The sequence below is a fragment of the Caproiciproducens sp. CPB-2 genome (assembly GCF_036287215.1).
Taxonomy (GTDB): domain Bacteria; phylum Bacillota; class Clostridia; order Oscillospirales; family Acutalibacteraceae; genus Caproiciproducens.
Genome location: NZ_CP142860.1, coordinates 2,481,010 through 2,505,157 on the forward strand (window position 1 = coordinate 2,481,010; position 24,148 = coordinate 2,505,157).

The following is a 24,148-nucleotide window of genomic DNA, read 5'->3' on the forward strand; positions in this document are numbered from 1 at the left end:
TTATTTTCCCGTATCCTTTTTCACCAGCGGCAGGGTGATCTCCACATCCGTCCCCACGTTCCGCGTGCTGTACATGCAGATTCCGTATTCCTCGCCGAACAGGAGCTTGATTCTGTTGTTGACATTGACAACGGCGATGCCTCCGTGGGCCTCGCTGTCCGGCTTGATGTAATCCAGGATCGTGCGGCTCAGCTTGTCGTCGATTTCCCGGAGCCGTTCCTCCGTCATGCCGATTCCGTTGTCGGAGATCGTGATAATCAGCCGGGTCGCGGTCGTTTCTATTTTGATGCTCACATTGCCGTCCCCGATTTTCCGCTCGATCCCGTGGTAAATCGCGTTTTCCACAATCGGCTGAAGGGTCAGCTTCGGCAGCTTGCAGGACATGATTTCCCTTTCGCTTTCCGGGTCGTATTCCACGCTGAGGTTTAGCCTTTCCCCAAAACGGTAGCGCTGGATGATATAATAATTATTGACGTTGGTGAGCTCCTCCTCCAGCGTCACCAGATTTTCCACATTGGAAATGGTGTAGCGGAAGAAGGTAGCCAGCGCCTCCGTCATTTTGGACACGTTTTCAAGACCGGCGTTCAGTGTTTCCCCGCGGATTCCCTCGAGCGTATTGTAAAGGAAGTGGGGGTTGATCTGGTTCTGCAGGGCGAGGTACTGCGCCTGCTTTTTGGTCGCGTTGACCAGCTCGTCCGTATTCATGATCTGCTCCACTTTTTGGGTCATCTCTTCGATTTCCGGGCTCAGCAGCACCTTCTGGTCAAAAAGAGCGTCGATGGTATAGCCCGTTAAAAACAGGCGCAGGACCTTTGCGCTTTCCAGATAAGGCCGGTAAATCCACCGGTAAAAAACATACGCCGCCGCGCCCAGCACGGCATACCCAGCGACGGCAAAAAAGAGATGGCGCCCCTCCCGGACGGCAGTTGCCGTAAAGACGGTCAGGAAGATCAGCAGAAGCGCAAACAGGAGCAGGAACATCCACGCGGCGCGGCTGGAAAGATACCTTATTTTTTGTATTTTCATTTCATCAACCCCGGATCAGGAGTAGAGTTTTCGGTACTCGTTCGGCTTTAACCCAACACTTTTCGTAAAGCCTTTGGTAAAATTTTTGAGGTCGCTGTAGCCCACCTGCTCACAGACGGCGGCAACCGTCAGATTGGATTCCCGCAGGAGGTCCTTCGCCCGGTTCATACGGATTTCGGAAAGGTAATTCACAAAATTGTTTCCGGTCTCCTTCTTAAACAGCGTGCTGAAATAAGTAGGATTGAACCCCACGATCCCGCTGACTTCCTCCAGCGTGATCGGCTTGCTGAAATTTTCCTGAATATATTCCTTTGCCACCCGGATCGGTCTGGTGTCCGCCTGCTTTTTCTCCTCAATAATCACTTCCATGGATTCGCCCACCATGACGGACAGGTACTCAAACAGCCGGTCAATGGAGCTGCAGCGGTCCGCGTGAATGCAGAATTTCTCATAAAATTCCTGCCCGTACTGAATCTGGATCTGGTTGTTGCGAAGGTGGAGCAGGTACATTTCACAGACATGCTTCACCAGAGAGAAAATTTCCGCCCCGCTCAGGTTTTCCGTCCCGAGCTGCTTTTTTAACCCGGTGATGCAGTTCAGCACGGCGTCTTTTTTCAGCACTTCCACCGCCGCGCCCATCGTTTTATTCAGCTCCGCCAGCAGAACGCCCACCCGCTGGGGGTCCTTATGTACGGTTACGTCCTCGATCAGCCTGCCCGTGCCCTCGATCAGCCTTTGCCCCACGGCGTACCGGGCCGCCCGGAAGCTTTCTTTCAGTTCGCCGACGTCTTCCACCACGCTGCCCGCGCCGATTGTAAAGTCGTGCTGTTCAAACGAGGCTTTCTGCACCAGCAGCTCGTCAAAGACCGCTTTGATCTGCTTGCGCACGGCCTTTCTGTTTTCCGGGCCATAATTCAAAACGCAGTAGGTGATGCTGTCGTCCAAATCCATTTCCATATCGAAACACAGCTCTTTCAGCTGCGTGTTCAAAAGCCTCATGACCGTTTCTTCCAGAATCTGAATGGTGTTGTTGTACTCGTCTTCAAATCCGCAGTCGATTTTTACCGCGCAGACCTGAAACAGTCCCGGCTGAAAAGCGTAATGATAGCTTTCGTTGACCTCTTCTATTGTCAGATCCTGTGTGGTCATCCCTTTTCTCAGCAGCCGTTCCGCAAACAAGCCTGTACGCAGCTTGTTCACGTCGTTTTTCAGGCGTTTTTTCAGCTGTTCCTCATTGTTCAGCCGCTCCGTGCGCTTCAGGTACCGGTCGCGCATCTTGTTGAGGGAGGCCAGAAAATCCTCCTTCCTGATCGGCTTTAAAAGGTAGTCGCTCACCCCGTATTTGATTGCGTTCTGCGCATATTCGAAATGATGGTATCCGCTGATAATAATAAAGTCCAGATCCTGCCTGACGTTTGTGGCGCGCCGGATCATTTCCAGCCCGTCGTAGCCCGGCATGCGGATATCCGTAATCATCAGATCGGGCAGAAGCTTTTCCACCATGTCCAGCGCTTCCACGCCGTTATGCGCAATTCCCACGATTTCCATATCCAGCGAAGCCCAGTCGATCAGACCGCGGATCAGCTGGCATACGTTTTCCTCATCGTCCGCTATAATGACCTTTATCATACCTTCCTCCTTCTGTCTGCCTGAAAAATGACCGTCAGCAAGAAAACATCTCCGACTCAACGACTGCGCAGATCAAATGGTAAACGGCCAGATGATATTCCTGAATACGGTAGGTTTCCTGCGCAGGGACAATCAGGCTGAAGTCGGCAAGCCGGGCGATCTTCCCGCCGTCGCGCCCGGTCAGGGCGACCGCTACCGCGCCCGCCGTTTTTGCCGCCATCAGCGCATAGGCCACATTGGCCGCGTTGCCCGAAGTGCTGATTCCGATGACCGCGTCCCCTTTTTTCGCGTAGCCCATCACCTGCTGCGCGTAAACCAGCTCCGGGTCCGCGTCGTTGCCGAAAGCCGACAGCAGAGCGGCATGGGCGTTCAGCGAAATGGCCGGAAGCCCGCCCTGCAGCTTTTCCGCCAGCAGGGCCCCCTCGTTCCCGAAATCTTCCTTCAGCCGCCTCTGTGTGTCCGGGTCCAGCGGCCTTTTCAGCAAAAAGCCCTTCATCAGCTCGCCGACGATATGGTCGCCGTCCGCGCAGCTTCCCCCGTTGCCGCAGACCAGAAGCTTCCCTCCGCCGCGATACACCCCCACGAGGATCTCGCAGACACGGCGGATATCTTCCCGCAAAGGCAGCAAATCCCGATGCCGGTCAAAAAACTGCCGGCAAAATTCCAGTGTGCGTTCTTTCATGTCCATTCCTCCCATCCCAAATGATAGCCGGCGACGACTAAGCCGGCGATATCCCCGACCGATTCCGAAAGCCGGCTCGGCAGGATTCTGCACGCCCCGCGGACCGCGGGGAGCGTTTCCCTCTCGATGACCTCCTGTGCGTAGGGCCAGATTTCGTCGTAGCTCCGCACAAAGATGCTTCCGATCACAATACACTCCGGATTGAGAATGTCCATTATGACGGACAGGCCCTTCCCCAGCTGTAATCCAACCCTTTTTAAAATTTCCCTTGCCAGCGGGTCGCCGTCTTTCGCGGCCGTTCCGACCTGTGCCGCCGTGATCCGCTCAAGGTCCTCCGGGTTCCCGCAAAGCTCCGGTTTCCGGCCCGTTTGATACTCTTCGCGGATCATGGACCGGGCCAGCTGGGCGATGCCTCCGCCGCTGCAAAAGCCTTCTAACGACCCCATCTTTCCGTATCCCGCCGGGCCGTAGTCCGAAAGGCGGATATGGCCGATTTCCCCCGCCATGTCACAGGCGCCGGCATACAGGCGGTTGTCCAGAATCAGGCCGGCCCCCAGCCCCGTGCCGAAGGTGATGAAGATCATGCTGGACATCCCTTTTCCCGCGCCCAGTTTCCATTCCGCAAGGGCACAGGCGTTGGCGTCATTGCAGAGCCAGACGGGGATCCCGGTTTCCCGCTGAAAATACTCCGTAACGTGAATCCTGTCCCAGCCCGGCAGATTCGGCGGGGAAAGGATGGTCCCCGTCCGGCTGTCCAGCGGACCCCCGCAGCTGATCCCGATCCCTTCGATTTTTTGCCCGTTTCCCTTTTCCACACAGGAACGAACGTCCTGCGCCAAAGCTTCCAGCATTTCCGCCGGGGAATACGCCGCTGTTTTCCTGACTTCGCACTTATGTACGGCGGCGGCGCCGCTTTTTGAGAGTTCTCCCAGATTGACGGCGCATTTCGTTCCCCCGATATCGATGCCTATTACCAGCATATTTTTCCCTCCCGTTAGATGAACGCTCCTCATCCGGCTCATCTTCGCCGAATGAAGACGTTCCCTGCAATTGCAAAATTACTCTTTCAATGACAGACCTTTCCATTCTGCATCCTTAGTATATTCTAATAGAATATCATTTTCAAGAAACAAAGTCGCAGCGTGCAGAACCGCGGGGGATTTCTTCCTGCGGCCGCCGGGATTGATCCGGGGCTCCGGCCGACCCGCAAAGCGCCTTTGAGCCAAAAGTCAAGCCTTGTATCGGGAAAATATTTCGGGTATAATTGTTTTTCGTGTCACATAGTGGAAAGGATTGATTCGATGGACGAAATTAACGAAATATTCTGTGGTGACAGCTATACCCCGTTTCTGGATTACTGCGAGCTTCACAATTACAAGCGCATGTCCGACCTGATGAGCTGCCGGTTTGAGGAACTGCCGGAGCTGCTCGGCATTTCCTCTATCCTGCTCAGCCGCATCAGGGCCATATGCGTCCTTTATTTTAAAAAGCATCCGGAATGCCGCGCCGTCTCAAAACCGTCAAAAGCAAGGGCTTCTTCGAAAATGGACGACCTGCCGGACCGTCTGCTGGTCGTTTTTCAGCAGAATGCCAATAAGCTCATCCATATTTCCGAAATTACCAAGGACCTTGGAAAGGGTGTAAAACGCAGCGACATCATCCATGTGCTGGAGCATCAGAGCTGGTGTAAAATTGTAGATGGCAGCACCTTCTTTTACTCCCCGACCGACTGAATATCCCCAATGCAGATTTTTCAGACGGTCCCGATAAAACGGAAGCCGAGCCTGTTTACAGAACGCCCTCTCATTTACCTGAGAGGGCGTTCTTAAGCTGTAAACAGCATTTCCAATCATTTTCATTTACTTGCTGGATGTTATCTCTGAAATCGTTCCGGAGGCCTGGCTGGCAAGCTCCTGTCCGCCGGACTGCACGTCGGAAACCACTCCGGAAACCTGACTGCCCAAATCTTTTGTGTCGGATTCCACTTTCGACACAACGCCGGACACTGTGCTGTTCAGATTTGCTCCGCTGGATGCGCCCGGCAAATACCGGCATCCGGAAAATACGGAAAGCATAAGAACTGTGACGATCAGCAGGAAAACCATTTGTTTTTTCATATTGTCCCTCCTTTCTGTTTATATCTTCTCCATTTTTAAAATAAAATGCAGTCCCACACGATTTCCTTTCCGCCGTACGGCCCAAAATAAATTTGTCACATTTTGTTACATACCCTAAAAATACAGAGCTTCCGCCGAATATATAGTGGGAGGAATCGGCAATGACACAAGAAGAAATTAAAAAGCTTGACAAAAAAATCCGTGCAATTTCAGATCCTTTCGGAAAAGGATTCCCTTCTTTTCAAAGAATGCTTTGGGAAATGGCCGTAAAAAAGGATATTAACGAAGAGGCAGTATTGCGCGAATACCTTATCTGGAAACGCAGCAAAAAATAATCCTTCCGAAAACCTGCTCTTGAAAGGCTATATCCTTCCTTTCATCCTCGCGTTTTCCGTATCGTCGGAATTTTCTCCTTCATTGAGGCTGTGGGCGTGTTCCATGGCCTCCGCTGCGCTGTTCCATTTGCTTTCCTGCTGCCAGGTTCCGGAATCCGTATAATATCCCACCGCCCAGATTCCCGGTTCGGATTTTTGGTAAATATACAACTGCTGTCCCCCCTTTTCATTTATGGATGACACCTATCAGTTTTTCCATAAATTCCGGAAATATCGGCTGATGGATCAAATCGCCATTTTGTACCGTATTCGCCGACGCAAAAGAGGCCCTTTCGCAGCTGCGAAAAGGCCTCTTTTTTATTTTATATAAATATCAAGCTGCAGATTTTGTTCCCTGATGGCCTGCGGTTTTCTTCTGTATCCAATTGTACTCCAGAAAGCTGTAAATTATCGCGACGATCAGAATAACGGCGGCAGCGGCTTCGCCCGGAATCTGATACAGTCCCCCCGTTTTGAACAGCCCCAAAAACAAAAACGACGTTAACGCAATGGTCATTGCCGGGGGATCGATATGTACATCGCCGTAATTGTAAAGGCTTCTTGCCAAAAAGTCGCCCGCAAATGCCGCAAAAATTGCCGCTACGATTCCCCAGTACAGATTCCCACTGGCAAGAACGGCATAAGACGCGCAAAGGGTGATGTGGTGCGTTACCGGAACGGGTGCCCCAAACTGTGAGAAAATCAGGGAAACAGCCGAGATGCAGAAGCCCACAAAGGGCGCGACCCCCGCCGTCTGCTGATTCTGGAGCATCTGATAGGTAACATAGGCGGAAAGGCCGCCCACCGCTACGGACAAAACCGTTTTTTCCGCGGCGGCCGTCATGTAGGGGACCCACGCCGTTTTCGCAAGGGGGCTGTATCTGCCGCCCAGCTTTTTGTCCTCTTCGCTGACCTTGCCGAACAGTTCCCCTGAAAACACGATTTTGGCAATGATCGCCGAAACGATCACGGTAAAGCCGCCTGCATCAATCTGGCCGGGCAGGGCCTGTCCCACGCCATAGGCGACAATGTAACCAAATGTACCGAACACGCCGCCGACCAGCAGCACACTGATTTTTTTAAGGCTCAGCAGCGGCAGGGAAATATTTTTGCCCGAATCCAGCACCTTGATCTTTTTTGCAAACGCCGCGGCGCCCACTCCCCCGGCAAAAGCGATGTTCGGGGCAAAAAACGGCCCGAAAGCAATGACTCCCAAAAAATCAAACGGCACCCCGGCGCACGCTAAGGCAATCCCGATCAGGCCGGTAATACCGGTAAAAATAAACGCTTCCAGCGCACCGAGGATAGCGCCGAATACGCCGCCGCAGAAAGCCAGCACGACCATAATCAATGTCATTTTCAATCCTCCCAAAATTTTCATTCTCAACTGGTATCAATATCATTGATCCTGTTTCCGTTTCTGCCGTCAAACAGCGTAACGGAAAATTTATTGATCATCTGCCCAATGTCAAACTTCTCTCCTTAACCTCCTTTATGATTGATTAACAGTGAGACAGATCAATTGGAAAGGGTCTGAAACGTCTATAATATCAATATAATCTCTTATTATACTTTTATAATTCTATAAATATTGCATATAAATTCTGTGATGATTTGATTTTATATTAAAATTAGGTCGTTGTCAATAAGATTTCATAAAAATATGTGATAATTTATTTAATTTATTGAGTATTGTATAAATTTTATGCCGATAATTTTAGAGTATTAATAGGTTTTATAATAATTTTATATTATTTTTATGGTTGATTTTCAGATTCTATGCCTGAATATATCGAATTGCAATAGAAATTGGAATCAATTCCCTGATTCATCAGCAAATCTTGTTGTATTTCAGGCTATAATCTGCTATAATGACAAAAAACAAAAACAGCATATTCATATAATCTTAAAATTATTGCATTACAATTCCAGGAGGTTATTCTTGTGTTGAACGTAGACCGTCAGAAAAATATTTTGGACATGCTTTACCGGACGGGGTCCGTTAAGGTTTCCGAGCTCGCGGACCAGTTCGGAGTGGGAGCCGAAACGATACGCAGAGATCTGAAGGCGCTGGCCGCGGAATGGGATATCGAGCTGATCTACGGCGGGGCATACATGAAAAACGCCACAAACAGCATCAGCGTTCACGAGCAGACGATGGCGATGAAGCGCAGTGAAAACTATGAAGCAAAACAGATCATCGCACGAAAGGCCGCGGCCCTTGTTTCCCCGGGCGATACCATCGCGCTGAATTCGGGAAGCACGGTGGAGTATATCCTCGATTATCTGGCGGGAAAAACGCCGCTGAACATCATCACGCTGAACGTCAATGTCGCGTCCAAAGCGCTGGCCATTCCCGGCATCAACATCTATCTTCCCGGCGGAAGGGTACGCAGCAGCTCTGGGATGACCGTCGGGCCGTCCTCCACGGATTTCATCGGCACGTTTACGATCGACAAATGTTTCTTCGGCGTATCGGCAATCAACCTTTCCCACGGGATTACGCACCCGGTCATGGAAGAAGTGGAAAGCAACCGCGCGCTGCTCGCCGTCTCCTCCAAAAATTACGTCGTTGCCGATTCCTCCAAGCTCGACAAACAGTCCCTTGTCCGAATGGCAAAACTGGAGGAAATGGACGCGTTTATTGTGGATGACGTATTCCCCCAGAATTACCGCAAATATATGGCGTTAAACGGAATTGAAGTCATATAGCCGGATTCCTTTTCAAAAAAGCCTCCGGCCGCAGGTGCTAACCGTGCGGCCGGAGGCTTTTTCCATGATCGGAACTTTCAGGGGGTCATTTATTGCAATATTGAGGTGAAATAAACAAGGTGATCCGTACAGCCGTGTTTCATTAGCGCATCATAGGCATACGGGTCGCAGACGACCAACTGCCGGTGGCCCGCCCTGTGGATTTCCTCCACGCCGGCTTCATAGATTTTTTCAAGAATTTCCTGCCGCGCTCCAAAGGGAACATATTCGGCAGAAACCGGAGCCTGCCAGATAGTAACCCTGTTGGTACGTCTGCCGCCCTGCACCAGAGGGACGAATTCCCAGCTATTCGGGACGTCGCGCTCGCCGGGAACGCCGGACAGGCGGTTAAGGAGTCCGTCCATGCGCAGGTAGCGCGTGAAAAAGCTTCCGCCGTAAAGGTATCCTTTGTCCACGGCAAGGCTGTCACAAAGGGAAAGGATACTTTCCACGCGGAGATCATGTCGGATTCCGAGCTTATCGCACAGCGTCGTCAGCAGGTACTGGCTCTGTCCGCTCAGCGTGATGACCCTGCGCACGCCCGTTTCCTGCAGAGCCTGCACCAGATCGGAAAGGTGCCGATACCCTTCGTCGATCAGCCCCGCGGCGAAATACTCAAAGCCGCCGAAGAACGGGCCGAACCGGGGCTGTACCGCAATTCCGCGCGATTTCAGGAAAACGCCCAGATCATACGCGCAGTGGGAAGTAAACGCAAAGGTGGCGTCATCCACGAACAGGCATGTCGTGCTGCCGTCCGCAACGGGGACGGCTTCCTTCCAGAGTCCGTACGCGCTTTCCCCGGCCTTTATGATATGACCGTCATTTTTTTTCACGGTATCGTGAAGGGAAGCCACCGCGTCGGGCTTGAAGTTCCGATTGACAAACAATTCCCTGAACAGCATCATGCACAGAAGGTAATCGTTCTGATCTTCCCCGAAATTCTGCCAGCGCTCTCCCTGTCCGGAAAGGATGGAAGAGAAAACAATGTCCGCGCCGTATTCCGAAGGCGGAAGCTGCCCAAGCCAGACGGCGCGCGCAATCTGGGCCACACGGGAAGGGTAATGGCACATTGCCCTCGTGGCAAGGTATTCGGGGCAGTAGCAGGCGCCCTGATCCATATGGACCGACTGTCTGTCTACCTGAAAGCGGTATGCATCCAACGAAAACTCTCTCATAATCCAAGTACTCCTTTATTCAAAATGCCGTCCGGGTCCAGCGCGTCTTTGATCGCCTTCATCACCTTTACGCCGGCTGTGCCGTGCTCCAGGGGAAGGAATTCCGCTTTCGCCGTTCCTACGCCATGGTGATGGGAAACGTTTCCGCCATACTTCAGGCTTGTTTCCACAGCGATGCGCAGGCAGTCAAGATACCTCTGCTCGCCCGCCTTGTCGTCGCCGTTTGTCTTTGCGTGGAAAATGACATATACGCTCGCGCCGGTATGGTAGACATGGGAAAAATGACAATCTATCACTTCGCAGTAGGGAGCCAGCGCGCTGCGCATTTCCTTCCACACGGCCGCGATGGAATCCCACGGGGCAGCCACTTCGATGGCATCCGCCGTTCCGCCCTTTACCGCGTCGTAATCCAGCATTTTTTTCGTGGAGAAACGTGTGGCGAACCAGTCCTCCGCGATTTGGGAAGTCTTTGGCCGTCCGCCGCCCGCACGGCAGATTTCGTCCGTCAGCCGTTCCTCCAGCTCCGTCATTTCATCGATTCCCTCAAATACCAGGATCAGAAGGGCAAAACCCTTCTCAAGGCCGTACTGGCTGATTTTTCCCTGTGCCTCCACCTCGTCGTACAGACGGACGACCGCGGGATGCAGGCCCTTCTGGATGAACCGGCGGATAGCGCCGAGCCCTTCTTCCGTAGCGGCAAAGGTATAGGCTTTGAAAATCCGCTTTTCCGCCACCGGAAAAATACGCATTTCGACGGAAGTGACAATGCCGTAAACGCCCTCGCTGCCAAGGAAAAGCTGGTTCAGCTCCGGCCCGGTGGAACGCTTCGGCGCTTTGTGGGTGGAAAGAATATCCCCGTCCGGAAGGACTACCTCCAGAGAGGTAACCATGTCGTCCATTTTGCCGTATTTTGTGGAGAACGTACCCACCGCGCGGGTCGCGGCCATACCGCCCAGACAGGCGCTCTGAAAGGACTGCGGATATTGGCCGCAGGTATAGCCGCGTTCATTGAGCATATTTTCAAACTCGGCGCCCGAAAGGCCGCAGCCGCCCACGGCGGTCCCGTTGACCGGATTGATGGAAAAATGGCGGATGCGTTTGGTGTCTATCATGATCTGCCCGTCGTAGGGAATTGTTCCGCCCACGATGCCGCTGCCGCCGCCGTAGGGGATGACGCCGATATGGTACTGTACGGCAAGCTTCAGGATTCTGCTGATTTCTTCGGTATCCGCAGGACGAAGGACGCCGTCGGTCAGATACGGATACGTTCCCTGAAGCATCCATTTATATTCGCGGGGATAACATCCGTGGGAATAAATCAGTCTTTCCTCAGGCTGTGTCAGTATTTCCGTTTGAGGACATTGCTCGTTTACTTTCTCAAAAAAAGGGATTGTGTTTTTCTGCATTCAAATTCTTCCTTTCCTGCTGTTGGTAGTTCACTGGTAAATCGCTGCTCAAAGGGTAATGCTGCGCGCAGCTATGATATCCACACCTGTTCCCAGGATATTGGCGACAATGACGTCCCCCTGCCGGACGGGCGCGTCCACCACTGTTGCGTACAGCTGCTTCATGCAGTCCCGCAGCAGCTTTTTCGGCACGGCCTTCCTGCTGATCACCGGCAGGCAGCGCAGCCGCGAGCCCCGCAGCCCCACGGTGGTCGTAATCATCCTCTTGGGGTCCGTATACTCGTTTTTCGCGTATTCCTCCCCGCGTTTGCAGGTATTCCCCTTCACTGTCAGCACGCCGCTGTCGTCGGTCAGCTCAATGGAGCAGCTCATCGGGCAGACAATACACACATATTGTTTTGTGGTCATTTTCCATCCTCCTTACCGCACGTCGACTGTCAGCGGACCGTCCAGCGGACCGTCCGGAACAAACCTGAGCGCAATCATTTCGGGCGGGTTTGCCACCCCGTAACGCGTGGATTTTAAAATCTTCCCGTTGCACACAATCTCCGCCCTGACGTCCTTCATCGGCTTGCGGACGCGCAGGTAAAGATTGATTTCTTTTCCCCCGCAGTCCGCGTTCACGCGCTGGGGAAGGACAAAGCCCACATTGCTGCCCGCAACCGTATCGACCATATTTCCCCGCGCGCTCTGACGGCGGATAAAATCCACCGCTCCCTGCGCGGCAATTTCGCCGGACCGCGAAACATAATCCACCAGGTCAAACACGGCCACCACGTTCCCCGCGGCAAAAACACCCGGAATCGAGGTCATCATCGTATCGTCCACAACGGGGCCGCGCGTCACGGGGTGCAGCTGCACCCCCGCTTTCCGGCTCAGCTCGTTTTCCGGGATCAGGCCCACGGACAGCACCAGAAGGTCGCACGGGATCACGCGCTCCGTCTCCCGGACGGGTTTTCCGTCCGACCCGACCAGCGCGACCGTCACCGCTTCCACCCGCTTGTTTCCGTGTATTTTCGTTACCGTGGTGGACAGGTGGAGCGAAATCCCGTAGTCGTCCAGGCACTGCACCTTGTTGCGGCGCAGTCCCCCGAGGGAAGACATGACTTCGTAGACGCCTTCCACCTCAATACCCTCCAGGGTCATGCGGCGCGCCATGATGAGGCCGATATCGCCGGAGCCGAGGATCACCGCCTTCTTTCCGGGAAGGTAGCCTTCCATGTTGATGTACCGCTGCACGGAACCGGCTGTCAGGACTCCCGCCGGGCGGGAACCCATGATACTGACCTGAGAGCGGGTGCGCTCCCGGCATCCCATGGCAAGAATGACCGCCTGCGCCCGGATTTCCAGCAGTCCCTCCTGCGCGCTGACCGCGTAGATCCTGCGGTCGTCCGTCAGCTCCAGGACCATGGTGTCGCAAAGGACGTCGATGCCGCCCTCGGCAACCAGATCGATGAATTTCTGTGCGTATTGGCATCCGGAAAGCTGCTTTTTGAAACGGAGCAGGCCGAATCCGTCATGGATGCACTGCTGAAGGATTCCTCCAAGCTCGTAGTCCCGCTCGACCAGCAGAATCCGGTCCATACCGAGTTCTCTCGCCTTTACCGCAGCCGCGAGGCCGGCCGGTCCGCCGCCGATCACGGCGATGTCATACGAAAGTGTGTTCATTCTGCATTCCTCCCTGTATTGCGTGAAGGCCGGACCAGTATTTCAGAGCCCTTCCCTTTCAGGGTTACCTCCGAAGGGTCGATCTTCCACTCGCGGGCCAGCAGTTCCAGCACGCGGGAACCGCAGAAACCGCTTTGGCAGCGGCCCATGCCGGCGCGTGTGCGGCGCTTTACGGCGTCCATCGTCCGCGCGGGAATTTTACCGTGAACGGCGCGGAGAATCTCCGCCTCCGTGACGGTTTCACAGCGGCAGACCACGCGGCCGTAAGCGGGGTTTTCGGCAATAAGCCGGTCGCGTTCCTCCTGCGTGCAGTCGCGGAAAGCGGGTTCCGGCTTCCGGATGGGATTGAACGCCGTGTTGATCGGGGTATCCGGATTCTGTCCGAGGTACAGGCTTTCCACCAGCTCCGCGATTGCCGGAGCAGAGGCAAAGCCGGGGGACTGAATGCCCGCCACATGAATAAAGCCCTTGATTTTACGGGAATTCTGAATCACAAAATCCTCGCTGTAGGTTGCCGCGCGGTTTCCGCTGAAATAGGTAATGACGGACCTGGGGTCAATGCCCTTCGTCAGGCGCATTCCCTTTTCCAGTATGAATTCCATGTCTTCCCTGTCAACGTCCCTGTCTTCCTTATCCGGCACCTCAAGCGCGGAGGGACCCCAGAGCAGCGTTCCTTCCGGCGTTTCTTCCGGCCCGCCGCCCTTTGTATAATTGTTTGGGGCAACACCCGAAAAAGTACGGATTTTCCCCTTGTTTTCCTTATCGAAGATCACCAGCGCGCCGCGCCGCGGATGAATGGAATAAAAACGGTCCCCCGCCATTTCCGCGATTTCGTCCGCGTAAAGCCCGGCGGCGTTGATGACACAGTCACACGGAATAACGCCCTGTGTGGTAACCACGCCCTGCACGCGCCCGTCCTTTGTCAGGATATCCACCACCTCGCAGCCGAGGCGGAACCGTGCCCCGTTGTCCACCGCGTTTTCCGCCAGCGCAAGGGTGACCTCGTAAGGCTCCGCGTAGCCGGCGGAAGGAGTCCAGAGGGCAAACTGAACGCTGTCGGAAAGCCCGGGCTCCATCTCCCGCGCGCGGTTCCCGCTGATGATTTCGATTCCCGGCACGCCGTTGGTCACGCCGTTTTCATACAGCCCTTCGATGGCTGCCCGGTCCTCTTCCCCGAAGCCGCAGACAAAGGAACCGGTACGGTTGAACTTGAAACCCAGCTGCTGGGACCACTTGGTATACTGGGCGTTTCCCCTGACGTTGAGTCGGGCTTTCAGGCTGGCGGGCTTGGAATCATAACCGGAATGCACCATTCCGTTATTCGCTTTGGAGCTTCCCTCACAGAGGTCCTCTTCCTTTTCGAGCAGGAGGATGTTCACCCGGTACTGCGTCAGCTGCCTTGCGATGGCGCATCCCGTCACCCCGCCGCCGATAATCACTACGTCCGCTTTGTCCACGACCCCCATCGCCCGGTACGGGGCGCTGTCCTTCCTTTTCAGGGGGACAGCGCCGGGGGCGGTCAGATCGCTGACCACATTATGTACACCGGGAAGCTTTGCCGCCATATGGCCGATATCAACAGCCGTCTGCCATGTTTTTGTACTGCCTTCAAGCGTGAGGATTCCGTCATCTTCAATACGGGCGGAGACTGCGCTGGAATCCAGATCAAATTTTTTCAGCCCCTCTGAAAAAGCGGCCAATATCTCCTGCTTATTTGCAGTCAAATCTCTCATCTCCTATTGTTATCTCGTGTTCTTCCCTTTGCCGTTTTCTTCGTTTTAATGCCGAATCCAGTTCGAGGAGCGTTTTACTGCCTCCTGCCAGTCGGAATAACGCTGACTGCGGTTTTCGTCCGTAATCTGACAGGTGAACGTCGCGTCGTATTCGACGGCCTTATCAAAATCGGATTCCTGCCACAGGCCCGCAAACAGTCCGGCCATTTCCGCAGCACCCAGGCTGGTTGCCTCCACAGACGCCGGGCGGTCCACCCTGCAGTCGAGGATATCCGCAAAGAATTGCGCGAGCAGATTGTTGCGGGAAGCGCCGCCGTCGATTTTGACGTTCGTCATCGCGGTTTTCGTGTACGCGCCGATAGAGTCCGTGATATCCTTGATACTGAACGCGATCGCTTCCAGCGTGGCGCGGCAGATGTGCGCTTTGGTCGTGCCGCGGCTGATGCCGATAATCATACCGCGGGCGAACGGGTCCCAATACGGCGCACCCAGTCCCGTTAAAGCCGGTACGAAATAGATTCCGTTGGAATTTTCAACGCTGCGCGCAAGGGTTTCCGATTCCCCGGATTTTTGGATAATGTTCAGCCCGTCGCGCAGCCACTGGATGGCGGAGCCTGTCACGGCCGCATAGCCCTCCATCGCATACTGCGTTCTGCCTTTGATTCTCCACGCGATCACGGTGTTGATGCCGCCGTCAAGCACAACGCATTTTTCCCCGATGTTCACATCCAGGAAAGAGCCGGTGCCGTTTGTCAGCTTTGCGGTTCCCGCGGTACGGCAGCCCTGCGCGTAAAGCGCGGCGTGCTGGTCGGCAATGCAGCCGCCGATCTGAATGGGCCCTCCGAACAGCCCGGGCTCCGTCATGCCGTAATCCCCGGAGTCGTCCGTCACGTTGGGATAGATGGAAACGGGAACGCCAAGGTAATCCAGGAATTCCTTGTACCACTCGCCGGTTTCCAGATTGAGGCTGCCGGTCACGGAAGCGTTGGAATAACTGATGGCGTGCGTTCTGCCTCCGGTCATTTTCCAGACCAGCCAGGTGTCGATCGTACCGAACAGTGCTTCGCCGCGGTCAACCTTCTCCTTTACTTCCGGTACGTTTTTCAGGAGCCATTCCAGTGAAAGGGAAGAATAAACGGGCGCGATTGTCCAGCCGGTCGCTTTTTTGGCTTTTTCTCCCCATTCGCTTGCGTTCAGCTCGGCGCACCGCGGGCCGGTACGGCTGTCCTGCCATACAATCGCCTTGTACAGCGGCTTCCCCGTCGCCTTGTCCCAGACCACGCTCGTGGCCCTCTGGTTGGTGATGCCGATGGCGGCGATATCCGCCGCTGTCAGCCCCGCCTGCTCCATGGCCAGTTTACAGTGCTTCATGCTCTTTTCGTAGATCTCTTCCGCGTCGTGCTCCACTCTTTCTTCGCTGGGGGTGTACTGGGTAAACTCTTCGTAGCTTTGCGCCACAATATTCAGCCCTTGGTCGAATATCAGTGCGCGGGTTCCGGTAGTGCCTTCATCGATGACCATTACATGACTTTTCAACACAAACAACTTCCTCTCTTTATATGATCCGCAAAATAGCGACAATGGAAACAGGATTAATCAATCATGTGCAAATAATGTGGTTTTAGAGAGTTTATTATCAAAATTATGTTGGTTTATGACAATATAATATCAACATTATATTGTGTTGTCAATAGAGAAACGGTGAATTATTGAAATAAATAGGGAGAGGCTATTTTACAGGGCGGAAATCCCACCGGAAGCGGCGGAACATTCCCGCCGCGGCGTATTGAAATGTGCCTTAAGATAGGATAGAATGATTTTAATGTGATTTTAATTTTTGACAAATTCCCTTTAAAGTTTTATTTGTTAGAATTCAAGCATGCTCAGCTGAGAGGAAACCGATCGTGAAATAAAGAATTTACATGCAGGGATTCCAACAAATGATGAAGGAGAAATTTTTATGACTACACTGGAGCAAGTAGAAAAACTGCGCGAAAAGGCAAACGTAAGCTATGACGAGGCAAAAGCGGCACTGGACGCGACAAACGGCGACCTGCTGGAAGCGCTGATCTATCTGGAGAAACAGGGAAAAGTGACGGCCCCAGCCGGCGGCGGCTACTACAGCAGCGCGAAAGCCGAGGACCGGAATCCGGCGGCGGGCACGGAACCGGGCCGGGCGTATGCAGACCCGAAATACAACGGCGGAGAATCCTTTTCTTCCCTGATGAGAAAGTTCGGGAGATTTCTGATGAAGATGATCCGCATAGGCAACACCAACTATTTTGAAGTCGTGAAAGGGCCGGAAAGCAAAGCGTGCATCCCGGTTTCCGTTCTCGTGCTTCTTCTCATCTTCGCGTTCTGGGTAACCATTCCGCTGATGATCGTGGGGCTGTTCTTCGGCCTGCGCTACCGCTTCGGCGGCCCCAATTTCAGCGGTGACACGGTAAACCACGCCATGGACAGCGCCGCGGACGCCGCGGAAAGCATCAAGAATTCCATCAACCAAAAATAACGGGAAACGGCAGGACTGACAATGGGTGCGAACATACTGATTGTTGAGGACGAAGAAAAAATCGCCCGCTTTGTCGAGTTGGAGCTCGGCTACGAGGGCTATGCCGCAACGAAAGCATTTGATGGAAGAACGGGGCTCGAGCTTGCCGAATCCGGCAGGTTCGACCTCGTTCTGCTGGATATCATGCTGCCGAAGCTGAGCGGAATGGAGGTGCTGCGCAGACTGCGCCGGACCTCCTCCGTGCCGGTGATCATGCTGACGGCGCGCGACAGCGTAATGGATAAGGTCTCCGGACTGGACAGCGGGGCGAGCGATTATATTACCAAGCCCTTTGCCATTGAAGAGCTTCTCGCAAGAATCCGCACCGCGCTGAGAAAAACAACGCCGCAGCCGGAAAACACGGTGCTTTCCTGCCGCGGCGTCACGCTGGATACCGCGCGGCGCACCGTTACGGTGAAAGGCGCACCCGTGGAGCTGACCAAAAGGGAGTTTGACCTCCTTCATTACCTGATGAAGAACAAGGGACTGGTGATTTCCCGCGAAACCCTGCTCGAAAACGTCTGGGGCTTTGATTTCACGGGCGAGACCAACGCCGTCGACGTCTATGTACGGTACCTGCGCGGAAAAATCGACGATGTCTTCGGGCTGAAACTGATTCAGACCGTCAGAGGAGTGGGGTATGTGATCAAAGATGAACAGTGAGCCGGCCAGCAGCCCCGCCAGCCGGCTGGGCGACAAATTTAAATTCTCCATTGTCCTGAAGCTCAACGCGCGGCTTTTTCTGCGTGTTCTCGGCCTGTTTCTCACCCTCGACATCCTTCTGTGCATCCTCTGCGCGACGGGCCTCGCCATGCTCAGCGAGCAGTCAGCGGGAAATGCCGCCGAAATTCTGAGCAAAAGCGGGCTGCCCCCGCAGTCGGATCGGGCCTGGCTGGCCGAGGCGGGAATCGATGTATTGGAAAATCAGGGAGAGCCGGAGGGGATTCGGTTCGCAATCCCCGGCTTTCTGCAGAGCCGTTTTTCAAAGCTGACGGCGAAAAGCGTGCGCGGCATTGTGTTTCCGGCTGCGCCCGGGCTTCCTTTCGGGAAATACCTGCAGGGCGCCGTTTACAGGGTCTCGGCCGAAATCGGCGGGCAAACCTACCTGATTTCCGTCACAAACGCCGCCGCCATCCGGATGATGGAATCCGGCTTTCTCATTCTTCTCGTGCTGGAGCTGCTCCTGCTCCTGGGAGGGATTTCCCGCGGAGCCAGAGTGATCCGGAGAACGCTGCGGCCGATTGAAGAACTGGCTGAAACCGCAAGGAACCTCAACACCGGCGGCGCGCTGACGCCCGAACAGCTGGAAACGCTGGCGGGCAAGCTGGACGGGATCAACGCCGCCCGGCTGGATACACGGATTGCGGTGGGTGAAACGCAGAACGAGCTGAAAACGCTTGCATCCGCCATCAACGGGATGCTGGACCGGATCAACGAATCCTACCGGTCCCAGGTGCGCTTTGTTTCGGACGCGTCCCACGAGTTAAGAACGCCGATTTCCGTGATTCAGGGCTACGCAAACCTGCTGGACCGCTGGGGGAAAAATGATGCGAAAACCTTGCAGGAATCCATCGACGCCATTAAGGACGAAACCGCAAACATGAAGGCGCTGGTGGAACAGCTTCTGTTTCTGGCCCGGGGCGACAACAACACCATGGCTCTTCAGATCGAGCGGTTTGACCTGTCCGCCCTTGCCGCGGAGGTGCTGCGGGAAACACAGATGATCGACTCGGGGCACGAGTACGAATCCCATCTCTCCCCCGTTTTCGTCAACGCGGACGAGGGGCTGATCAAACAGGCTCTGCGGATTCTGACGGACAACGCCATCAAATACTCTCCCGCCGGGAAAAAGATTACGATCTCCGTTTCCGGCGAAGAAGGCCGCGCCAGACTGACGGTCCAGGATGAAGGCATCGGAATTCCGTCCGAGGCGGTCCCCCGCATTTTCGACCGTTTCTACCGCGCCGACGAATCCCGCGCAAGGGCCACGGGCGGAACGGGGCTGGGGCTGTCCATTGCGAAATGGATCGCGGAGCGCCACGGAGGGCATCTGGAGGTTCTGAGCCGGGAGGACATCGGCACCCGCATTTCCATGATCCTTCACGCCGCCGCGGAAAAATAGGCAAAGCTAAGGCCTGAGCCCCAATGGAGGGTTCAGGCCTGTTTTTTTATATAGATCCGAAACATGACGGTTAAATTTCACCGGTATTTTTATTATATAATGGTGGGAACGAAATTTCAAGAGAAAAATTCAATATTAATAATTATTATTATTTTATACAAAAGAAAATGCTTTTTTGCTTCTAAAATCTACCTTTTAGGGATAGATTAAATACCAAAAACAGGCTATACTATAACCACAGAAAAGAAATAAATCAACAGGAGGTTTTGATTATGAATGAAAAAAATGTAAATAGAAAATTGAGCCCGGCGCAGGAAAACAACTACGGAAATCCGGTTTCCCGTCAGGACGAATACGAAATTCCGGATGAGGTCAGCTGCTCCATGGAATTTTCCAACGGGTGCATCGGCGAATAAGCGAAGCGGATTTTTCCCCCCCGCTATTACGAAATTGACAGTATATGAGAAAGGCAGAGATTGCATGGAAAAGAATTTTCTGGAAGCCCTGAAAAAGCGCAGGTCTTATTACGCAATCAGCAAAGAAAAAGTTCTCTCCGACGAAGAAGTCGTCAGCCTGGTTGAGGATGCCGTGAAATACACCCCCAGCGCCTTCAATTCACAAAGCGCGCGCACGGTCGTTCTTTTCGGCAAAGAACACGACAAGCTTTGGGATATCACAATGGAAATATTAAGAGGCATTGTCCCAGCGAAGAATTTCGCATCTACGGAAGAGAAAATCAACTCCTTCCGCGGCGGGTACGGCACCGTTCTTTACTTTGAGGACCAGAGCATTGTTACCGGGCTGCAGGAGCAGTTCCCTCTTTATAAGGATAATTTCCCGGTCTGGTCGCTGGAATCCTCTGGCATGCTGCAGTTCGTCATCTGGACGGCGCTCGAGTCCAACGGCTATGGCGCAAGCCTTCAGCACTACAACCCGCTGATCGATGAAAAAGTCGCCGCAAGCTGGAACATTCCGAAAAGCTGGAAGCTTCTCGCACAAATGCCGTTCGGCAAACCCACCGCTTCCCCCGATGAAAAGACCTTCCTTCCCCTTGAAGACAGAGTCAAAATATACAGATAACACACAAAAAAACAACGCCGGTTTTTCCGGCGTTGTTTTTTTTGCGTTCCGTTACTGGAGTTTTCCGCCCTCAATCACCACGTCATCCGCGGAGACGGAGTCACCGTAGGCCGGTTTCAGTGTGGCGTCATAGGCCTCGTGAATGAAGTTTTCCTTGCCCAGTGCGGTCAGCTCATTGTTGACCCAGTCAAGAAGCTCCTTGTCGCCCTTTTTCACCGCGGGCGCAATCGTGTCCTGTTCGCCCAGCGACGAAACCCCGACCGTATAGCCGCTGTTTTCTCTCGCCCAGGCAAACAGCAGGGTGTTGTCGTGCGCAAGAGCGGCGCCGCGGCCGTCCTTCAGTGCCTGAAACGCCTCGGTATTCTGGTCGTATTTGAGCAGCTCAATATCCGGATAGTTTTTCGTGAAGTACGTTTCCGCCGTCGTCCCCTTGTTGACGATCAGCTTTTTGCCCTTGAGCTGGGAGACATCGGTAATCTGGCTGCCGTCCGGAGAAACCACTCCGAGCGCGACCTTCATGTACGGATTTGCGAAATCGACCTTCTCTTTTCTCTCGTCCGTTACGGTAAAGTTGGCCATAATCAGGTCCACCTTGCCGGACTGCAGGTACTCTACGCGGCTCGCGGCTTCCACAAGGACAAATTCGACCTTGTTTTCGTCACCCAGAAGGTCTTTTGCAAAGCGCTTCGCAATGTAAACGTCAAATCCCTGATTTTTCCCCTGAGCGTCAACATACCCGAAAGGAGGTTTGTCGCTGAACACTCCGACCTTGATTTTTCCGTTCTGCTTGATGGTTTCCAGCGAGGACTTCTGGGTCCCCTGCTGGGAGCAGCCCGCAAATGTTCCCAATGCCAGTACGACCGCCAGCACGGCGGCAAGAATTCTGCCTGTTTTTTTCATAATTAACCCTTCTCTTCATCAAAATTAAAAATATTCAGAAACTGTTTTGCCCTGTCGGTTTTCGGATCGGTAAAAAAGAGCTCCGCGCCGGATTCCTCTACAATCTTCCCTTCGTCAATAAATACGACCTTATCCGCGACCGCTCTGGCAAAACCCATTTCATGGGTAACAATCACCATCGTCATGCCCTGCTTTGCAAGGCCGAGCATTACGTCGAGCACCTCGCGCACCATTTCGGGGTCGAGCGCCGCCGTGACCTCATCGAACAGCATTACCTCCGGATTCATACACAAAGCGCGCACGATGGCCACACGCTGCTTCTGCCCGCCGGAAAGCTGGCGGGGATACGCGTTTTTTCTGTCCAGAAGTCCGATGCGCTCCAACAGCGCTTCCGCCTGCCGCCGGGCTTCTTCCCGGCTCCGCTTCTGCACCTTCAGAGGGCCGAGCAGAATGTTTTCCAGGATCGTCATATGCGGGAAAAGATCATAGCTCTGAAAAACCATCCCGATTTTCTGCCGGACCAGATGCCACTGTGTTCCGGCGGAGGAAATAGGCTGACCGTCAAGGCTGATCTCCCCCGACTGTATCGGCTCAAGGCCGTTGATACATCGCAGCAGGGTGCTTTTCCCGCAGCCGGAAGGCCCGAGAATGACGACGACCTCGCCCTTGTGGACCTGCAGGTCGATCCCGTCCAGCACGGTCCTGTCGTCGTAGCTTTTATGAAGCTGTTTGATTTCAAGAAGAATATCTTTCTCCATTTTTTACCTCCTCAGGACTGCCATTTCCGTTCCAGCCGTTTGGACAGGAGCGAAACAGGATAACAGACTGCAAAATACAGCAGGAATATAAAGCCGTATATCCAGAAGGATGCCGTGGGCACCTCTAAAATGGACCGCTCGATAATCTGCTGGCCCACCTTCAGGACCTCCACCACCCCGATCAGCACCACCAGCGAGGTGGTCTTGATCATGCGCGTCGCAAGGTTGATCGCGGCGGGCAGCAGACGCCGCACGGTCTGCGGAATAATGACATAGCGGTAAATCTGCACGTTGGTCAGTCCAAGGGCGGCGCCGGATTCTCTTTGATGTTTCGGCAGGGATTCCACCGCGCCGCGGACAATGTCCCCCATTTCCGCCGTGCCCCAGAGGGAAAAGACCATGATGGAGACGACCTCCCCGCCCAGCTCCAGGTTCAGGGTAAAATAGAAGATAAACAGCCACACGAGAATCGGGATGATGCGCACCGCTTCCAGATAAATCCGGCAGACGGAACGAATGGCCTTCCATTTCGACGTCATCACAATGCCCAGCACAATCCCGAGAACGCCGGAAATCAGAACGGAAACCAGCGCGATCCGCGCCGTTACCAGCAGCCCGTTCAGCAGGCGGAGAAGGTTCGAACCCTCAAAAATAACGTTAATTCCCGAACTGGCCATAGCGCACCTTCCTTTCCAGGGCGGACAGAAGCAGGGATACCGGCAGCAGAAGCAGCAGATAGAACAGCACGAGCAGGGTGAGCGCCTCCGTAGTCGAATAATACATGCCGATCAGGTCCTTGGCGACAAACATCAAATCCGGCAGCGCCACCGCGCTGACAATCGACGTCTCTTTCATCAGGAAAATCGCGTTGGCTTCCAGAGCGGGCATGGAAACGGAAAACGCCTGCGGGAAAATGACATAGCGCACCAGCTGCGCGCGGGAAAGGCCGATACTGAGTCCCGATTCGATCTGGGTTTTCCCCACCGCCTCCAGTCCGCTGCGGAACGCTTCCGCCATATAGCTTCCGCCCAGAAAAGTCAGCCCCGCAACCGCGCAAAGCTCCGCTTCCAGCTTCAGCCCGATCTGCGTCAGTCCGTAATACAGGAAGAACAGCTGTATCAGCGACGGGGTATTCCTGGAAAACTCAATATAAATCTTCACAATGGATTTCAGCACGCGGACCCGGTAATAAATCGCCAGGCTGCAGAGGAAACCCACCAGAAGCGACAGCGCAATTGCCCACACGGAAATGGTCAGCGTCAGCTGCGCCGCTTTCCAATAGAGAGGCAGGCTCTGTACAATAAAGCCGAAGTTCAATAAAATCCGCCTTCCTTTTGTGATTTAGCCGAAAAGCTTCAATGCTTTGAGAAAATCCGGGATACCGGCTTCAAAGCTGATCCCGAAGCGGAAATCCGAACCCGCCGCCCGGGTCCGGCGGATTCCTTCCACCGTAAAATCGGCAGCGATCCGGGCCGCCTTTACAAGCGGAAAATCGTTCAGAAGCGCGGCGAACAATGCGCTTGCGAAAACGCCCTCCGCTCCGCGGCAGTCTCCTTCCGTACAATCGGAAAGGACATAATCGATTTCTCCGTTTTTCGTGTCGTAGACCGCGGCGCCCGGATGGGCCGCGTCGAAGCGGACGCCGGTCAGAGCAATTTTTTCCGGGCCAAGCCCACCCAGCTTCTTTAAAATACTGTCAATATAAACTCTTTTGTACGGCCCTTTCAGATACGGTTCGTTCAGCAGAAGAGAGGCTTCCGTCAGATTCAGCACAAGGACATTCGCTTTGCCGCAGAGGTTTCTCATCTCCGCCGGGAACGTGCCGCCCAGGTGCGGATACAGCTTTCCGCCGTCCGCCATGTCCGGGTTCACAAGAACGAGCGCATCCTCCTTCTGAAATCCGTCGATCAGGGCGAATACGGCTTTTACCTGTTCCGGGGAGTTCAGATCACCGGTACAGATCCCGTCAAACTTCAGCCCAAGGCTTTTCCAGTGCTCCTGAATTTTGGGGATATCCCCCGCAAGACCGCGATATGTACAGTCCGGGAATCCGTCCCTGCGGGCGGACAGCACCGCGGTGGGAAGCACGGCCGTTTCGATTCCCGCCGCCGAAAGAATGGGCAGCGCAGCCGTCAGCAGGCCTTTCCCGAAGCAGGGCAGGTCATGGATCGCCAAA

26 protein-coding genes are annotated in these 24,148 nt (G+C 54.1%); 8 read left to right on the forward strand and 18 right to left on the reverse strand.

What is annotated here, in order from left to right:
• From VXK30_RS12335 to VXK30_RS12350, 4 genes are read right to left on the reverse strand one after another with little or no spacing between them, the layout of a single operon-like run.
• Positions 1-1,026, reverse strand: coding sequence for a sensor histidine kinase (locus tag VXK30_RS12335; protein ID WP_275716615.1), 1,026 nt, complete (start codon positions 1,024-1,026; stop codon positions 1-3).
• A gap of 15 nt (positions 1,027-1,041) precedes the next feature.
• The gene (locus tag VXK30_RS12340; RefSeq protein ID WP_275716613.1) at positions 1,042-2,655 is read right to left on the reverse strand and encodes a response regulator; all 1,614 of its coding nucleotides are present in this window, start codon (positions 2,653-2,655) and stop codon (positions 1,042-1,044) included.
• Between the two features lie 34 nt (positions 2,656-2,689).
• Positions 2,690-3,337, reverse strand: coding sequence for a D-sedoheptulose-7-phosphate isomerase (locus VXK30_RS12345; RefSeq protein ID WP_275716611.1), 648 nt, complete (start codon positions 3,335-3,337; stop codon positions 2,690-2,692).
• Entirely contained in the window at positions 3,334-4,317 is a 984-nt protein-coding gene (locus VXK30_RS12350; protein ID WP_275716610.1) for an ROK family protein, read from the reverse strand. The genes VXK30_RS12345 and VXK30_RS12350 overlap by 4 nt, the downstream gene beginning before the upstream one ends.
• A gap of 321 nt (positions 4,318-4,638) precedes the next feature.
• Here VXK30_RS12350 and VXK30_RS12355 point away from each other — a divergent pair, with 321 nt between their 5' ends.
• Positions 4,639-5,070, forward strand: coding sequence for a hypothetical protein (locus tag VXK30_RS12355; protein ID WP_275716608.1), 432 nt, complete (start codon positions 4,639-4,641; stop codon positions 5,068-5,070).
• Between the two features lie 126 nt (positions 5,071-5,196).
• Here the strand turns inward: VXK30_RS12355 and VXK30_RS12360 are convergent, their stop codons facing one another.
• Entirely contained in the window at positions 5,197-5,454 is a 258-nt protein-coding gene (locus VXK30_RS12360; protein ID WP_275716606.1) for a hypothetical protein, read from the reverse strand.
• A 161-nt stretch (positions 5,455-5,615) separates the two neighbouring features.
• Here VXK30_RS12360 and VXK30_RS12365 point away from each other — a divergent pair, with 161 nt between their 5' ends.
• A complete protein-coding gene (locus VXK30_RS12365) occupies positions 5,616-5,789 on the forward strand; it encodes a hypothetical protein (protein ID WP_275716604.1) in 174 nt (57 codons plus the stop codon).
• A gap of 27 nt (positions 5,790-5,816) precedes the next feature.
• On the opposite strand, the gene VXK30_RS12370 is transcribed toward VXK30_RS12365, so the two are convergent.
• Positions 5,817-5,999 (reverse strand): hypothetical protein, encoded by a 183-nt coding sequence (locus VXK30_RS12370; protein WP_275716602.1) that lies wholly within the window; start codon positions 5,997-5,999, stop codon positions 5,817-5,819.
• A 163-nt stretch (positions 6,000-6,162) separates the two neighbouring features.
• Entirely contained in the window at positions 6,163-7,185 is a 1,023-nt protein-coding gene (locus tag VXK30_RS12375) for a hypothetical protein (RefSeq protein WP_275716600.1), read from the reverse strand.
• A gap of 587 nt (positions 7,186-7,772) precedes the next feature.
• Here VXK30_RS12375 and VXK30_RS12380 point away from each other — a divergent pair.
• Positions 7,773-8,540 carry a DeoR/GlpR family DNA-binding transcription regulator gene (locus tag VXK30_RS12380; protein ID WP_275716598.1) on the forward strand — a complete coding sequence of 256 codons (768 nt, stop codon included), beginning with the start codon at positions 7,773-7,775 and terminating at the stop codon, positions 8,538-8,540.
• An 89-nt stretch (positions 8,541-8,629) separates the two neighbouring features.
• Here VXK30_RS12380 and VXK30_RS12385 read toward each other — a convergent pair whose 3' ends face one another.
• The 6 genes from VXK30_RS12385 to VXK30_RS12410 are packed head-to-tail and all read right to left on the reverse strand — an operon-like array spanning position 8,630 to position 16,097.
• Positions 8,630-9,754, reverse strand: coding sequence for a hypothetical protein (locus VXK30_RS12385; protein ID WP_275716596.1), 1,125 nt, complete (start codon positions 9,752-9,754; stop codon positions 8,630-8,632).
• Positions 9,751-11,160 (reverse strand): FAD-binding oxidoreductase, encoded by a 1,410-nt coding sequence (locus tag VXK30_RS12390; RefSeq protein ID WP_275716594.1) that lies wholly within the window; start codon positions 11,158-11,160, stop codon positions 9,751-9,753. The genes VXK30_RS12385 and VXK30_RS12390 overlap by 4 nt, the downstream gene beginning before the upstream one ends.
• Positions 11,161-11,208: 48 nt before the next feature.
• Entirely contained in the window at positions 11,209-11,568 is a 360-nt protein-coding gene (locus VXK30_RS12395) for a DUF1667 domain-containing protein (protein WP_275716592.1), read from the reverse strand.
• A 12-nt stretch (positions 11,569-11,580) separates the two neighbouring features.
• Positions 11,581-12,828 (reverse strand): NAD(P)/FAD-dependent oxidoreductase, encoded by a 1,248-nt coding sequence (locus VXK30_RS12400; RefSeq protein WP_329493402.1) that lies wholly within the window; start codon positions 12,826-12,828, stop codon positions 11,581-11,583.
• Positions 12,825-14,552 carry an NAD(P)/FAD-dependent oxidoreductase gene (locus VXK30_RS12405; protein WP_275716588.1) on the reverse strand — a complete coding sequence of 576 codons (1,728 nt, stop codon included), beginning with the start codon at positions 14,550-14,552 and terminating at the stop codon, positions 12,825-12,827. The genes VXK30_RS12400 and VXK30_RS12405 overlap by 4 nt, the downstream gene beginning before the upstream one ends.
• Before the next feature lie 54 nt (positions 14,553-14,606).
• Positions 14,607-16,097, reverse strand: coding sequence for a glycerol kinase GlpK (locus tag VXK30_RS12410; RefSeq protein WP_275716586.1), 1,491 nt, complete (start codon positions 16,095-16,097; stop codon positions 14,607-14,609).
• Between the two features lie 424 nt (positions 16,098-16,521).
• Here VXK30_RS12410 and VXK30_RS12415 point away from each other — a divergent pair, with 424 nt between their 5' ends.
• From VXK30_RS12415 to VXK30_RS12435, 5 genes are all read left to right on the forward strand, one after another.
• A complete protein-coding gene (locus VXK30_RS12415) occupies positions 16,522-17,073 on the forward strand; it encodes a ubiquitin (protein WP_275716584.1) in 552 nt (183 codons plus the stop codon).
• Between the two features lie 21 nt (positions 17,074-17,094).
• Positions 17,095-17,775, forward strand: coding sequence for a response regulator transcription factor (locus VXK30_RS12420; RefSeq protein WP_275716582.1), 681 nt, complete (start codon positions 17,095-17,097; stop codon positions 17,773-17,775).
• Positions 17,765-19,234, forward strand: a complete 1,470-nt coding sequence (locus tag VXK30_RS12425; protein ID WP_275716580.1) for a sensor histidine kinase — start codon at positions 17,765-17,767, stop codon at positions 19,232-19,234. The genes VXK30_RS12420 and VXK30_RS12425 overlap by 11 nt, the downstream gene beginning before the upstream one ends.
• A gap of 272 nt (positions 19,235-19,506) precedes the next feature.
• Positions 19,507-19,650 (forward strand): hypothetical protein, encoded by a 144-nt coding sequence (locus tag VXK30_RS12430; RefSeq protein WP_275716578.1) that lies wholly within the window; start codon positions 19,507-19,509, stop codon positions 19,648-19,650.
• Positions 19,651-19,714: 64 nt separating this feature from the next.
• Entirely contained in the window at positions 19,715-20,314 is a 600-nt protein-coding gene (locus tag VXK30_RS12435) for a nitroreductase family protein (RefSeq protein WP_275716576.1), read from the forward strand.
• Positions 20,315-20,365: 51 nt separating this feature from the next.
• Here the strand turns inward: VXK30_RS12435 and VXK30_RS12440 are convergent, their stop codons facing one another.
• From VXK30_RS12440 to VXK30_RS12460, 5 genes are read right to left on the reverse strand one after another with little or no spacing between them, the layout of a single operon-like run.
• On the reverse strand, positions 20,366-21,214 hold the full coding sequence (locus VXK30_RS12440; RefSeq protein WP_275716574.1) for a cysteine ABC transporter substrate-binding protein: 849 nt from the start codon (positions 21,212-21,214) through the stop codon (positions 20,366-20,368).
• A 2-nt stretch (positions 21,215-21,216) separates the two neighbouring features.
• Positions 21,217-21,972, reverse strand: a complete 756-nt coding sequence (locus VXK30_RS12445) for an amino acid ABC transporter ATP-binding protein (protein WP_275716571.1) — start codon at positions 21,970-21,972, stop codon at positions 21,217-21,219.
• Positions 21,973-21,983: 11 nt separating this feature from the next.
• On the reverse strand, positions 21,984-22,649 hold the full coding sequence (locus VXK30_RS12450) for an amino acid ABC transporter permease (RefSeq protein ID WP_275716569.1): 666 nt from the start codon (positions 22,647-22,649) through the stop codon (positions 21,984-21,986).
• Complete coding sequence (locus VXK30_RS12455; protein ID WP_275716650.1) at positions 22,630-23,295, reverse strand: amino acid ABC transporter permease; 666 nt, start codon at positions 23,293-23,295, stop codon at positions 22,630-22,632. Before VXK30_RS12455 ends, VXK30_RS12450 begins: the two co-directional genes overlap by 20 nt.
• Before the next feature lie 18 nt (positions 23,296-23,313).
• Entirely contained in the window at positions 23,314-24,147 is an 834-nt protein-coding gene (locus VXK30_RS12460; RefSeq protein WP_275716567.1) for a bifunctional hydroxymethylpyrimidine kinase/phosphomethylpyrimidine kinase, read from the reverse strand.
• Position 24,148 lies beyond the last annotated feature (1 nt).

Coding starts and splice junctions, on each gene's coding strand:
- VXK30_RS12335 (WP_275716615.1), bottom strand. CDS start 1,026: ATGAAAATACAAAAAATAAGGTATCTTTCCAGCCGCGCCGCGTGGATG.
- VXK30_RS12340 (WP_275716613.1), bottom strand. CDS start 2,655: ATGATAAAGGTCATTATAGCGGACGATGAGGAAAACGTATGCCAGCTG.
- VXK30_RS12345 (WP_275716611.1), bottom strand. CDS start 3,337: ATGAAAGAACGCACACTGGAATTTTGCCGGCAGTTTTTTGACCGGCAT.
- VXK30_RS12350 (WP_275716610.1), bottom strand. CDS start 4,317: ATGCTGGTAATAGGCATCGATATCGGGGGAACGAAATGCGCCGTCAAT.
- VXK30_RS12355 (WP_275716608.1), top strand. CDS start 4,639: ATGGACGAAATTAACGAAATATTCTGTGGTGACAGCTATACCCCGTTT.
- VXK30_RS12360 (WP_275716606.1), bottom strand. CDS start 5,454: ATGAAAAAACAAATGGTTTTCCTGCTGATCGTCACAGTTCTTATGCTT.
- VXK30_RS12365 (WP_275716604.1), top strand. CDS start 5,616: ATGACACAAGAAGAAATTAAAAAGCTTGACAAAAAAATCCGTGCAATT.
- VXK30_RS12375 (WP_275716600.1), bottom strand. CDS start 7,185: ATGACATTGATTATGGTCGTGCTGGCTTTCTGCGGCGGCGTATTCGGC.
- VXK30_RS12385 (WP_275716596.1), bottom strand. CDS start 9,754: ATGAGAGAGTTTTCGTTGGATGCATACCGCTTTCAGGTAGACAGACAG.
- VXK30_RS12390 (WP_275716594.1), bottom strand. CDS start 11,160: ATGCAGAAAAACACAATCCCTTTTTTTGAGAAAGTAAACGAGCAATGT.
- VXK30_RS12395 (WP_275716592.1), bottom strand. CDS start 11,568: ATGACCACAAAACAATATGTGTGTATTGTCTGCCCGATGAGCTGCTCC.
- VXK30_RS12400 (WP_329493402.1), bottom strand. CDS start 12,828: ATGAACACACTTTCGTATGACATCGCCGTGATCGGCGGCGGACCGGCC.
- VXK30_RS12415 (WP_275716584.1), top strand. CDS start 16,522: ATGACTACACTGGAGCAAGTAGAAAAACTGCGCGAAAAGGCAAACGTA.
- VXK30_RS12420 (WP_275716582.1), top strand. CDS start 17,095: ATGGGTGCGAACATACTGATTGTTGAGGACGAAGAAAAAATCGCCCGC.
- VXK30_RS12425 (WP_275716580.1), top strand. CDS start 17,765: ATGAACAGTGAGCCGGCCAGCAGCCCCGCCAGCCGGCTGGGCGACAAA.
- VXK30_RS12430 (WP_275716578.1), top strand. CDS start 19,507: ATGAATGAAAAAAATGTAAATAGAAAATTGAGCCCGGCGCAGGAAAAC.
- VXK30_RS12435 (WP_275716576.1), top strand. CDS start 19,715: ATGGAAAAGAATTTTCTGGAAGCCCTGAAAAAGCGCAGGTCTTATTAC.
- VXK30_RS12440 (WP_275716574.1), bottom strand. CDS start 21,214: ATGAAAAAAACAGGCAGAATTCTTGCCGCCGTGCTGGCGGTCGTACTG.
- VXK30_RS12445 (WP_275716571.1), bottom strand. CDS start 21,972: ATGGAGAAAGATATTCTTCTTGAAATCAAACAGCTTCATAAAAGCTAC.
- VXK30_RS12450 (WP_275716569.1), bottom strand. CDS start 22,649: ATGGCCAGTTCGGGAATTAACGTTATTTTTGAGGGTTCGAACCTTCTC.